The following is a 12326-nucleotide window of genomic DNA, read 5'->3' on the forward strand; positions in this document are numbered from 1 at the left end:
ACTCCCCCCACCCGGCCACCCGCGGATGAGCCCCCGGCACGCACTGCGCCGTCCCCCACGCGGGCACTGGGTGCTGTTACTGCTCGTCCTCACCGTCGTCATCGTCACGCTGCTCTTCGAGGGGTGGACCACCCACGAAGTCGACGCAGCCCGCACCAAACGTCCCTGCGCCGACCCCATTCCGCACAGCGCCGACACCGGGCAGCCGATCCTGAGGTTTGCCCGGGACGGCGTCGGGACCACCGCCATGCCTCCGCGTACGGCGGCCCTCACCTTCGACGGCGGCCCCGACCCCGTCTGGACGCCGCGGCTGCTCGACCTGCTGGCCGCGCACCGGGCACACGCCACCTTCTTCGTGTACGGCAAGCAGGCGGCGCGCCATCCGGAGCTGATGCGGCGGATCCGGCAGGAGGGGCACGAAATCGGGTCGTACACCTACACCGGCGGTGACCTGGGTGCCGCGTCGCCGCTGCGGGCCCGGACGGAGCTGTCGTTGACGCAGACCGCGCTGGCGGGCACGGTGGGTGTGCACACCCGGCTGCTGCGCCTCCCGCACACCACGGCGGCTGACACGCTGTGCGGCGCCGAATGGCCCGCCGCCCGGCGCGCGGCACGGCAGGGGTATCTGGTCGTCGCCGCCGACCGGAAGAGCCGGAAAGCCGCCGCGGGCGTCGTACGCCAGTACAGCCACACCGACCTCGGCTACCGCGAGGCGCGGGCGCTGCTGCGCAACCGGCACGTCGAGCGGTTCACCACCGTCTCGGCCGGGCTCGGCCACCTCTCCTTCAACACGCCCGCGCCGCTCGCCGAACGGTTGAAGGGGGAGGGGCTGATCCGTGCCCAGGAGCTCGGGCGGCTCTTCTCCCGGGCGATGGCCTGGGCACTGGTCGTGGCGGGCGTGCTCGGGCTGCTCCGGCTCGCGATGCTGGCCTGGTTCGCCCGCGTCCATGTGCGCCGGCGTGGCCGGCTGCGGCCCGGGGCACCGAGACTGCGCGCTGTGACCGGCCCGGTGACCGTACTCGTCCCCGCGCACAACGAGGAGGCGGGAATCGGCGCCACCGTGCACTCGCTGCTCGCCTCCACCTACCCGAACCTCGAGATCCTCGTCATCGACGACGGCTCGACGGACGGCACGGCAACCGTCGTCGAGGGCATCACCGACCCACGCGTCACCCTCCTGCGGCAGCCCAACACCGGCAAGCCAGGCGCGCTCAACACCGGGCTCGCGCACGCGCGGACCGACATCGTGGTGATGGTCGACGCGGACACCGTCTTCGAACCGGACGCGCTCCACCACCTCGTCCAGCCGCTCGCCCACCACGCGGTCGGCGCCGTCAGCGGGAACACCAAGGTCGGCAACCGGCGGCACCTGCTGGGCAAGTGGCAGCACCTGGAGTATGTGCTCGGCTTCAACCTGGACCGGCGCATGTTCGAGGTGCTGGAGTGCATGCCGACGGTCCCCGGCGCCATCGGCGCGTTCCGGCGTGACGTGCTGATGGGTGTCGGCGGCGTCAGCGACGCCACCCTCGCCGAGGACACCGATCTGACGATGGCGCTCTGGCGGGCAGGATGGCGCGTCGTCTACGAGGAGTCCGCCGTGGCGTGGACGGAGGTTCCGGAGACGCTGCGGCAGTTGTGGCGACAGCGCTACCGCTGGTGCTACGGCACTTTGCAGTCGATGTGGAAGCACCGGCACGCCGTACGCGAGGTGGGCCCGGCCGGCCGGTTCGGCCGCCGCGGGCTCAGCTATCTGGCGCTGTTCCAGATCGTGCTCCCGCTGTTCGCCCCGGTCGTGGACGTCTTCGCGCTGTACGGCGTGTGCTTCCGCGACCCGGCCGAAGCGGTCACCGTCTGGCTCGGCTTCCTCGCCGTGCAAATGGCGACCGCCGGGTACGCGCTGTGGCTGGACGGGGAGCGGCTGCGCGTCCTGTGGTCGCTTCCGCTGCAGCTGTTCGTCTACCGGCAGTTGCTGTACCTGGTGGTCTTCCACTCGGTGATGACGGCCCTGCTCGGCACCCGCCTCCAATGGCACCGCATGCACCGCACCGGCACCGCCGATCCGTACCAGGAGGAGGCGCCGGCTGCCGAGCGCGGCAGCCTGCTGCTCCAAGGGCCGAGGGGAGAACTGCGATGACGAATCCGCTCGACGTCCCCGGTGCGCCGACTGGCGAGTCCGGTACGCCAGTTGTGCCGCCTGGCCACTCCGCCGCGCCAGTGCTCGGTGCCCGTCGTGAGGCGTACGGCTGGCGGGGCACCGCGCTGGTACGGATGCGTACGCCGGCGGGGCGGCGGCATGCCCGTCCGCGCCGTGGCCGCCGGATGCTGCGGCTCGCGCTCGCGCTCCTGGTCACCGTGCTGGCCACCGCCTGCGGCACCTACACCTGGGCGGAGACCGAGCTGAACCGGGAGGTGGACCTCGGCGCCTTCGGCGGACGCCACCCGGCGGGGGAGGGGACCAACTACCTGATCGTCGGCTCCGACAGCCGCGAAGGGCTCTCCGACGCCGATGTACGGAACCTGCACGCGGGCGGCGGCGGAGGCCGCCGGACGGACTCGATGATCGTCCTGCACACCGGCGCGCACGGCACGGTGATGGTCAGCCTGCCCCGCGATTCGTGGGTGACCGTCCCCGGCTTCCACAACCCGGCGACCGGCAAGCACGTACCCGCTGCGAAGAACAAGCTGAACGCCGCGTTCGCGTACGGGGGGCCGGAGTTGCTCGTCCGCACGGTCGAACACAACACCGGCCTGCGGATCGACCACTACGCCGAGATCGGCTTCGCCGGCTTCGTGAAGATCGTCGACGCGGTCGGCGGGGTCCGGCTCTGCCTCGAGCGGGACATCAAGGACGAGAAGTCCGGAGCCGACCTGCGGCGCGGCTGCCAGACCCTGCACGGCCGCGAAGCGCTGGCCTTCGTCCGGCAGCGCCACCAGGAAGCGGCGGGCGACCTGGGCCGCTCCCGCAACCAGCAGCGCTTCCTCTCCGCGCTGGCCCACAAGGCGGCCAGGCCGGGCACCGTCCTGGACCCCTCGCAGCTCTACCCGGCACTCCGCGCGGGCCTGCAAACCCTCGTCGTGGACCAGGACATGGATCTGCGGCGGCTGGCCGGGATGTTCCGTTCGGTGCAGGGCGAGGGCGGCCGCAAACCGCGGCGGGTCACCGTGCCGGTGGACGCGGTGGGGCTTCCCACGTCCAAGGGCAACGTCATCCGCTGGGACGCCGAGCGCTCCGCCCGGCTGTTCCGGCAGCTGAGCCAGGACGACCCGGTGACGGTCACCGGCGGACACAGCGGCTGACCGGCGGTGGCTGGCCGGCCCTGGCTGACCGGCCCTGGGTGGCCGTCCGTCTCCCGGATGCGACGGCCACCCGCGGCCTCCCTCACCGGCCAGTTGCTCCCCCTCCCGGCACCACCATTCGCCCTATGACCCACATCACACGCAATCCCTGTCAGCAATCGGGCCGCTGTTCCGCTCAAGTCACCGGGAGCAAGCCAACCGACAGGAGCAGCACATGAAGCACCGCATCGTCGTCCTCGGCGCCGGCTACGCCGGGGCCTACGTGGCCGGGACCCTGGCCCGCCGGCTGTCCCCGGCGGACTCCGAGATCACCGTGGTCAACGCCGAACCGGACTTCGTCCAGCGGCTGCGGCTGCACCAGCTCGCGGCCGGCCAGAAGATCGAGGCTCCACAGCTCGCCGACGTCTTCGCGGGCACGGGGGTACGGCTGCGCCTGGCCCGTGTCACCGCCGTCGACCCCGAGCGCCAGGTCGTCGCCGTGGCCGACGCAGACGGCGGCGGCGAGCTCGGCTACGACACGCTGTGCTACACGCTCGGCAGCCACGTCGCCGACTGCGGCGTCCCCGGCGTGGCCGAGCACGCCTTCGACGTCGCCGGCCGGCCCTCGGCGCTCCGCCTGCGCGAGCGCCTGGACAGACTGGACAGCGTGGACCGTTCGGGCAGTCGGGACGAAGGCAGGACGGTGCTGGTCGTCGGCGACGGGCTGACCGGCATCGAGACCGCCACCGAGATCGCCGAATCCCGGCCCGGCCTGTCGGTGACGCTGGTCGCCCGCGGCGAGTTGGGCGCCCGGCTCTCCGCCGGAGCCCGCGGCCACCTGCGCCGGGCCTGCGACCGGCTGGGCATCACCGTCCTGGAACACACCACCGTCGAAGCCGTCGAAGCGACGCGGGTGCTGTGCGCCGACGGCACCGTTCTGGCGTCCGACGCAACAGTGTGGACGGCCGGGTTCACGGTCAATCCCATCGCAGCCGTCAGCGGGCTGGAGGTCACCGAGCACGGTCGGATCGTGGTCGACCGCACCATGCGGTCGGTCTCGCACCCGAACGTCTACGCGGCCGGGGACAGCGTCCACGCCATCGGTGACAACGGCCGGCCGCTGCCGATGTCCTGCGCTTCGGCCGGCTTCACCGGCCGGCAGGTCACGACCGCGATCGTGGCACGGCTGACCGGGACCGACCGCAGGATCGCGAACACCAAGCTGGAGTACCCGGGCAACCACATCAGCCTCGGACGGCGGGACGGGATCCTGCAGATGGTCGACGGCGAAGGGCGGGCGAAGCCGAGGTACGTGGGCGGCCGGAAGGCCGCGCGGATCAAGTCGGGCATCCTCAAGACGTCGCTGTGGGCCACCTCGCACCCGACCTTCGGCCTGCCGACGCGCCGGCGCCGCCTGGCCGCCGACGCGTCGGATACGTCTGCCGGGAAGGCGGTCGGCGGTCGCGTGGCCGCCTAGGGTGGTCCGCGTGGACAGCATTGGCACTGATCGCTTCGACACCAGTCGGTTCGAGGCCGGCCGGAACCGGCTGGCCTCCCTGGCGTACCGGCTGCTGGGCTCGGCCACCGACGCCGAGGACGCCGTGCAGGACGCGTTCCTGCAGTGGCAGGCCGCCGACCGGCGACGGATCAAGGTGCCGGAAGCATGGCTGACCAAAGTGGTCACCAATCTGTGCCTGGACCGGCTCCGTTCGGCACAGGCCCGCCGCGAACGCGCTGTGGGCGCCTGGCTGCCCGAACCGCTCCTCGACGGCGATCCGATGCTCGGCCCGGCCGACACCTTTGAGCAGCGCGAATCGGTCTCCCTGGCGGTGCTGACGCTCATGGAGCGCCTGTCACCCCTGGAACGGGCCGTCTACATCCTGCGGGAAGCGTTCTCCTACAGTCACGCCGAGATCGCCGAGATCCTGGACATCACCGAGTCCGCGAGCCAGCAGCACCTGCACCGGGCCCGGCGCCGCATCACCGCCGCCCGCCGTGGCGGCAGCGAAGTCGACCGGACATCAGCGCGCAGACTGGTCGAGGAATTCCTCGCCGCTGCCTCCTCGGGCCGCACCGAACGGCTGGTGGCGCTGCTCACCGACGACGCGACCGCGATCTCCGACGGCGCCGGACTGACCGAGACGCTGCTGCGCTTCGACACTCCCCAGCGCATCGCCGCCGTCGCCCGGGCCGGCCTCAGACCCACACCCGCGAAACGGCGACTCGCCGGCGGCACACCCGCCCTCCACTACGCCCTCGTCAACGGCACCCCCGCCATCGTCTTCGTGGTGGGCGACCAGGCCGTCGGCACCATGACGTTCGACATCGCCAACGGCAGGATCGCCACCGTACGCGGCATCGCCGCCCCCGCCCGCCTCCTCCGGCTCACCGAAGCCTGGCGGCAGCAGCAACCGGACACACCACTCGTCGCCCAGTGGTGACCCGGCGCCAACGGGGGACGGGCCGTGGGCCCAGCGTCCGGAGAGCGGCAACCGGACAGCCGGCGGAAGCGGGGGCGGGGACGGGGTGCGCCCGGAACGACTGGAGCGTCAAGGCGGCGAAGCGCCGTGACGCTGCCGCCCGCGTGGTGGGGGAGTCGGCGCGGATGCCCTCGTTCGCCATCAGCGCCAGGCTGATGTCCTCCAGTACGAAATCCTTCCGCAGGCCGTCCGCTTTCTCGGCGCGGCGCACCAGTTCGAGCAGCAGAGGCCGCGTGCGATCGCGGCCCGCGGCGACCGTCCATCCGACGGCCCACTGACAGCGGCCACTGAGTGCGGCCCACTGACAGAGGGGGCAACTGGGGCGCGCCCGGGGTCGTTCGACGCCCGGCCGGCGAAAAATCCGTACTCCCTCGGACGTAGAAGCGTGGAGACTCCTCCCATGGCTGACATGGAGTCGTTCCGGGAAGCGGTCACCGAGTGGGCGGCCGGTGGGCCCGGTGACTCCGCGCGGGAGCTGGCCGGGCGGCTGTCCGTCCGGGCAGTCGTCCTGCTCGAAGGGCTGAGTGATGCCGCGGCGGTCGACGCGCTGGCCGCGAGCCGTGGCCGGAGCCTGGCGGCTGAAGGAGTCTGCGTCCTGCCGATGGGCGGCGCCATGAGCGTCGGGCGCTTCAGCCGGCTCCTCGGGCCATCCGGCCTGGGCCTGCGCCTCACGGGGCTGTGCGACGAGGCGGAGCGCCGCTACTACGCCCGCGGCTGGGAGCGGGCCGGCGTGGCACAGCAGGGGTTTTTCGTCTGCGTGGCGGATCTGGAGGACGAGCTCATCCGCGCGCTGGGCGTGACACGGGTCGAGGAGCTGGTCAGGGCGGAAGGCGACCTGCGTGCCCTGCGGACCTTCCTGCGCCAGCCCGCACAGCAAGGCCGCACCTCGCAGCAGCAGTTGCGGCGTTTCCTCGGCACGAAGAAAGGGCGCAAGATCCACTACGGCCGCGTCCTTGTCGAAGCGCTCGACCCCGACCGCGTCCCTGCCCCACTCGACGGCCTGCTCACCGGCCTCGCACCGCCTGGGTGACGGTGAGGCTGACAGCGACAGGGATGGTGACGGCAACGGCGACGGTGAAGCCCAGCCTCGGCCGGCCGGCCGCGCAGGCCGGAGCCTCAGCGCCGCTCGGCGCTGACGAGGAAGATCCGGCGTACGCCGGCAACGCCCCGTGGCGGCACCGGATCCCGCCAGCGGCCGTAATGCGCGCTCGGCTCGCCGGGCTGGACGACCGTGGCCGTGAACCGGTGCCGGTCGAAGAGGGCCTCCGGATCGTCCGTGCCGAACCGCCATGGGCAGCCCCACCGGGCGAAGACGTCCAGCTGGCCGCGTGCGTGGGCCAGGCTCAGCGCCTGGGAGTTGACCAGATCGCCTGCCACCAGACTGCCCACGGGCGTGATGGTGCGGATGCGTTCGAGCAGACGGTGCACATCCTCCTCGTGGAGGTAGGGGAGTACGCCTTCGAGGAGCCACACCGAAGGGGCCTTCGCGTCGTAGCCCTCCTCCTGCAGGTGCCGCTCCCACCCCGGGGCGGTCAGATCGGCGGCGACCATCCGGTGCGCCACCCTGGGGCGGGCCCCGGCGAGCCGGTCCCGTTTGTAGTCCAGGACGGACGGGCGGTCGATCTCGAAGTACCGTACGTGGTGCGGCCATCCGAGCCGGTAGGGCCGGGAGTCCACCCCGGAGGCCGCGGACACGATCTGGCTGCGGTCCTGGGCCGCGCGCTGGAGCAGGTCGTCGAAGAAGCGGGTGCGGATGGCGTTGACGTCGAGGGTGTCGGGCATGGTCCGCTCGGCGGGGCCCGGGGACGGTGCCCCCGTTCGGGGCGAAGGGAAGGTCGCCTGCCACACCTCGTCCAGCAGCGCGGGTCCGTCGTCGCCGCACAGGTCCTGTGCGTACGGATCCACGTAGAGCCGGTCCGGCCGGCGGCTCTCCAGGGCCCGCATCGCCGCGGTCAGCAGCGCTGTGCGGCCCACCGCGTCCATGGTTTCGGTCATGACGTCCTTTCCTGCCGGTCGGCTTCCGGCCGCCGATCAGCAGTGCCGCCGGACCTTCCCGTCCGGACGGGCCACCTGTGGCGGTGACCGGTCAGTCGCTCTCGACTGCGGCCTCGATGATCGACGCGTGCGCGGAGAGGGTCCGCACCTGACGCACAGCGAGCCCTGCCCGCGCGCAGAGCTCCTCGTACTCCCTGCGCGTCCGCCCCTTTCCGTTGAGTACGGTCATCATCAGCATGTCGTGGGTCTTGCCAGGGTGTGGTTCGTTCCCTTCCGGGATCAGCCCGTTGACGATGACCAGCCGGCCACCGCGCCCGGCGGCACGGCCGCAGGTGCGCAGGATCTGTACGCACTCCTCGTCCGGCCAGCTGGCCAGCACGTGTTTGAGCAGATAGACGTCGGCGCCGGCCGGGACCGAGGTGAAGAAGTCGCCGGCCTCCACCTGCCAGCGCCCGGCCAGTTCGGGGGTGTCGAGCACGTGTTGGGCGACCACGGACTCCAGGTCGAACAGCGTGCCCGTCAGCCGTGGGCTGCGCAGCAGGACCGCCCGCAGCAGTCCGCCGCGTCCGCCGCCCACGTCGACAACGCTGCGGGCGGCCGAGAAGTCGTAGGCGTCCGCGACATCGTTGCTCAGCGTCTGCGAGAACGCCGCCATGCTGGCGTGGAACGCGGCTCCCAGCTCGGGGTCTGCCGCCAGATAGTCGTAGAAGGGGACGCCGTAGAGCTGCTCGAAGGCCGTGCCTCCGGTGCGTACCGCGTCCGGGAGCCGGGCCGCCGAGAGCCAGAAGATGTCCTCGCCGCGCATCATCACGTAGTCGCGCAGGGAGCCTTCGACGTCCGTGCGCAACGGCTGGGCGAGCGGCGTGAGATGGAAGCGGCCTGCCGCGTCCTGTTCGAAGACGCCCTTGGTCGCGAGGAAACGCAGCAGCCGCCGCAGATGGGGGCCGTGTGCCTGTGCCGCCTCGGCGAGTTGTTCCGCGGTGCGCGGGCCGGCCACCAAGTGGTCGGCGATTCCGAGCCGCGCCGCGGTGTGGAGGGCAGCGGAGTAGAGGTAGCCGAAGGACAGTTCGAGCAACTGACCGGCGGCCGGTTCCTCGGAGCCCGCCGAGGCGGCCGGGTCGTCGGCGCGGGCGGCGCTGGTCATCAGGTGGGTCCCCTTTCCGGCGCGGCGGGCGGCGCGGAGTCCAGCATGCGGCGTATGGGTCGTGTGGTGGTCGAGAGGCGCACGAAGGACGGTGCGGCCAGGGTGACGAGTCGACGTTGACCATCCGTCGTGCCCACGCCGAGTCCCGGACGAGCCCGTTCATGGAAGGTCGGCCCTCCCCGCCAGGTGCCCAACTCTCCGCCCCACAAGGAGGCTTCCCATGGCCGACGCATCCGCACGCACCGCGGCAGCGCAGGGCTTCGCCGATGCCGCAGAGCAGCGCCGCGCCAACCGTGCCACGGTCGAGAAGTACCTGGAGTACACCAAGGGCCCCGCCCGGCTGCGCCGGCACGAGCTGTTCGCCGAGGACGGCAGCGGCGGGCTGTGGACCAACGACACCGGCGCCCCCATCGAGATCAAGGGCCGTGACCGCCTGGCCGAGCACGCGGTCTGGTCGCTGAAGTGCTTCCCTGACTGGGAGTGGTACAACATCCAGGTCTTCGAGACGCAGGACCCGTGTTTCTTCTGGGTCGAGTGCGACGGACACGGAAAGATCAACTTCCCGGGCTATCCCGAGGGCTACTACGAGAACCACTTCCTCCACTCGTTCCGCTTCGACGCGGACGGGAAGATCCGGCAGAACCGGGAGTTCATGAACCCGTTCGAGCAGCTGCGCGCGCTCGGGATCCCGGTGCCGACGGTCCGGCGCGACGGCATCCCCACCTGATCCCACTGGCCCCCCACAAGCCACCGTGGGCGCTGCCGGGCCGGCACGGCCGCCCGGCAGCCGCGGTGAGTTCACCGCAACAGAAAGGCACCTGCGCCCATGCCAGGCATCCCGCCCATCGAGTCCTACCCGCTTCCCTCCGCCGGCGAGCTGCCGGCCAACACGGCCGCGTGGAGTCTGGACCCGAACCAGGCGGTACTGCTCATCCACGACATGCAGCGGTACTTTCTCGCGCCGTTCCCCCGCAGCGTGCGGGAGGAACTCGTGGGCAACCTCGCGCGGTTACGCGAACGCTGCGCCGCCCGCGGCGTTCCCGTCGCCTACACCACCCAACCCGGCGGTATGACCGCCCGGGACCGCGGGCTGCTCATGGATTTCTGGGGGCCGGGGATGCGCGCGTCGGCCGACGACCGGCAGGTGGCCGACGAGCTGGCCCCCGGCGAGGGCGACTGGCTGCTCACCAAGTGGCGCTACAGCGCCTTCTTCCGCTCACCGCTGCTGCGGCGGATGCGCGAGGCAGGCCGTGACCAGCTCATCCTGTGCGGTGTGTACGCGCATGTGGGCGTGCTGGCCACCGCGTTGGAGGCGTACGCGAATGACATCAGGACGTTTCTGGTGGCCGACGCCGTCGCCGACTTCTCGCAGGACCGCCACCGGATGGCCCTCACCTATGCGGCCGAGCGGTGCGCGATGGTCGTCTCCGCCGAGCAGCTTCTCGCGGAGGTCTCCCTGTGAGCGGGCGGCTGTTGGAGCAGGTGCTCGGCGACCCGTCCGCTCCCTTCGCCCTCCTGCACCGCGCGGCCCGCACCGGCCCCGACCAGCTGGACGTTCTCGTCGGGCCGGTCTCCACGCCCCCGGCGCTTGCGCGGATCCCGCTCCCGGCACCCGCGGACCGGCAGCGTCATGAAGCCCTCGTCCTCATCCCCTTCCGCCAGATCACCGAACGCGGCTACGCCTGCGTCGACGATGCGACGCCGCTCGTCGCGCTGACCGTCACGAGCCAGGAGTCGCTGCCGCTCGCCGAGGCGCTGCCGCGTCTGCCGCGTGCGGCGACCACGCTCGTCAACCGGCGCTTCATCCCGGGTGACGCGGAGTACGCCGACACCGTGCGCCGCGTCGTCACCGACGTGATCGGCCGCGGGGAGGGCGCCAACTTCGTCATCAAGCGGGACTTCGTCGCCGACATCACCGACTACTCCACCGACCGTGCCCTCGCCTTCTTCCGGCGACTGCTGGAGAGCGAGTCGGGCGCGTACTGGACGTTCCTCGTGCACACCGGGGAGCGCACGCTGGTGGGCTCCAGCCCCGAGCGGCACATCAGCCTGCGGGACGGCACAGCCGTGATGAACCCGATCAGCGGCACTTACCGCTACCCGAGCGGCGGACCGGAACTCGCCGGCGTCCTGGACTTCCTGGCCGACCGCAAGGAGGCCGAGGAGCTGTACATGGTCGTGGACGAGGAGCTGAAGATGATGGCCCGGGTCTGCGAACGCGGCGGCCGCCTGACCGGACCGTATCTGAAGGAGATGGCCCGGCTGGCGCACACCGAGTACTTCATCGAGGGGCGCACGGCGCGCGGCGTCCGCGAGATCCTGCGCGAGACGCTGTTCGCACCGACCGTGACCGGAAGCCCGCTGGAGAGCGCGGCCCGGGTCATCTCCCGGTACGAGCAACAGGGCCGCGGCTACTACAGCGGCGTCGCCGCGCTCATCGGCCGGGACCGGCTCGGCGGCAGGACGCTGGACTCAGCGATCCTCATCCGGACCGCCGACATCGACGCCGCGGGAGAGATCCGCATCGGCGTCGGCGCCACCCTCGTACGCCACTCGGACCCGGCGTCCGAGGCGGCCGAGACCCGCGCCAAGGCGGCAGGGCTGATCGCGGCGCTGGAGTCGGGCCGGTCCCGTCCGCTCGCGGCACACCCGAGCGTCCGCGACGCGCTGGCCCGGCGCAACGAACCGCTCGCGGACTTCTGGCTCGACGAGACGGGTGCCTCGCAGACGCGGGAACCGGTGCCCCGCTGCGACGTGCAGCAGGGCACCGTCGGCACCTCGGACCCCGCGGATGCCACCGGCCTCGCCGACGCGGCGGATCTGGCGGGCCGGAGTGTCCTGGTGGTCGACATGGAAGACACCTTCACCGCGATGATCGCGCTCCAGCTGCGCTCCCTCGGCCTGAGCGTGACGGTCCGCCGGTACGACGAGGAGGCCGAGTTCGACGCCTGCGACCTGGTCCTGATGGGTCCGGGCCCCGGCGACCCCCGGGACCTGTCCTGCCCGAGGATGACCCGGCTCCGTGCCGCGATCGGTACGTTGCTCGAGCGGCAGCGTCCGTTCGTCGCCGTCTGCCTGAGCCATCAGGCCCTCAGCCGGCGACTCGGCTTCCCGCTGTTCCGCCGGGAGGCCCCCAACCAGGGCGTGCAACGGTCGATCGACCTGTTCGGCGTCCGTGAGCGCGTCGGCTTCTACAACACGTTCGCCGCCCACGCCCGGCACGACAAGACGGATGTCGAGGGGGTGGGCGTGGTGGAGGCCGCCCGGGACCCCAGGACACACGAGATCCACGCGCTGCGCGGCCCGCGGTTCGCGTCGATGCAGTTCCACGCCGAGTCCGTGCTCACCCAGCACGGCCCGCGCATCCTGGCCCAGGCCCTGCAGTCCGCACTGGGACGGTGACGCCTGCCCGTCCCCACCCGCCGGAAATC

The 12326-nt window shown here is 71.9% G+C and carries 10 protein-coding genes; 8 read left to right on the top strand and 2 right to left on the bottom strand.

The genetic code is table 11. The annotated features are described in order from the left end of the window. Positions 1-25 precede the first annotated feature (25 nt). The 5 genes from ITI46_RS29615 (at position 26) to ITI46_RS29635 (ending at position 6786) form a co-directional block, all read left to right on the top strand. Positions 26-2134, top strand: a complete 2109-nt coding sequence (locus ITI46_RS29615; RefSeq protein ID WP_209243008.1) for a bifunctional polysaccharide deacetylase/glycosyltransferase family 2 protein — start codon at positions 26-28, stop codon at positions 2132-2134. Next, on the top strand, positions 2131-3297 hold the full coding sequence (locus ITI46_RS29620; RefSeq protein WP_209242999.1) for an LCP family protein: 1167 nt from the start codon (positions 2131-2133) through the stop codon (positions 3295-3297). Before ITI46_RS29615 ends, ITI46_RS29620 begins: the two co-directional genes overlap by 4 nt. Before the next feature lie 214 nt (positions 3298-3511). Beyond that, on the top strand, positions 3512-4753 hold the full coding sequence (locus ITI46_RS29625; RefSeq protein ID WP_209243000.1) for an NAD(P)/FAD-dependent oxidoreductase: 1242 nt from the start codon (positions 3512-3514) through the stop codon (positions 4751-4753). 10 nt (positions 4754-4763) lie between these two features. Further along, positions 4764-5717 carry a sigma-70 family RNA polymerase sigma factor gene (locus ITI46_RS29630; RefSeq protein ID WP_209243001.1) on the top strand — a complete coding sequence of 318 codons (954 nt, stop codon included), beginning with the start codon at positions 4764-4766 and terminating at the stop codon, positions 5715-5717. Between the two features lie 439 nt (positions 5718-6156). Then, on the top strand, positions 6157-6786 hold the full coding sequence (locus ITI46_RS29635) for a TOPRIM nucleotidyl transferase/hydrolase domain-containing protein (RefSeq protein WP_209243002.1): 630 nt from the start codon (positions 6157-6159) through the stop codon (positions 6784-6786). An 86-nt stretch (positions 6787-6872) separates the two neighbouring features. Here the strand turns inward: ITI46_RS29635 and ITI46_RS29640 are convergent, their stop codons facing one another. Both ITI46_RS29640 and ITI46_RS29645 read right to left on the bottom strand, forming a co-directional pair. Next, positions 6873-7751, bottom strand: coding sequence for a class I SAM-dependent methyltransferase (locus ITI46_RS29640; protein ID WP_209243003.1), 879 nt, complete (start codon positions 7749-7751; stop codon positions 6873-6875). Between the two features lie 91 nt (positions 7752-7842). Beyond that, entirely contained in the window at positions 7843-8895 is a 1053-nt protein-coding gene (locus ITI46_RS29645) for a methyltransferase (RefSeq protein ID WP_209243004.1), read from the bottom strand. Between the two features lie 220 nt (positions 8896-9115). On the opposite strand from ITI46_RS29645, the gene ITI46_RS29650 reads away from it, so the two are divergent. The 3 genes from ITI46_RS29650 (at position 9116) to ITI46_RS29660 (ending at position 12297) form a co-directional block, all read left to right on the top strand. Beyond that, the gene (locus tag ITI46_RS29650; protein WP_209243005.1) at positions 9116-9622 is read left to right on the top strand and encodes a PhzA/PhzB family protein; all 507 of its coding nucleotides are present in this window, start codon (positions 9116-9118) and stop codon (positions 9620-9622) included. A 99-nt stretch (positions 9623-9721) separates the two neighbouring features. Next, the gene (locus ITI46_RS29655; RefSeq protein WP_209243006.1) at positions 9722-10357 is read left to right on the top strand and encodes an isochorismatase family protein; all 636 of its coding nucleotides are present in this window, start codon (positions 9722-9724) and stop codon (positions 10355-10357) included. Continuing rightward, a complete protein-coding gene (locus ITI46_RS29660; RefSeq protein ID WP_209243007.1) occupies positions 10354-12297 on the top strand; it encodes an anthranilate synthase family protein in 1944 nt (647 codons plus the stop codon). Before ITI46_RS29655 ends, ITI46_RS29660 begins: the two co-directional genes overlap by 4 nt. The last annotated feature ends 29 nt before the right edge of the window (positions 12298-12326 follow it).

Origin of the sequence: Streptomyces oryzae, from assembly GCF_017676365.1 — a bacterium.
Classification (GTDB): domain Bacteria; phylum Actinomycetota; class Actinomycetes; order Streptomycetales; family Streptomycetaceae; genus Streptomyces; species Streptomyces oryzae.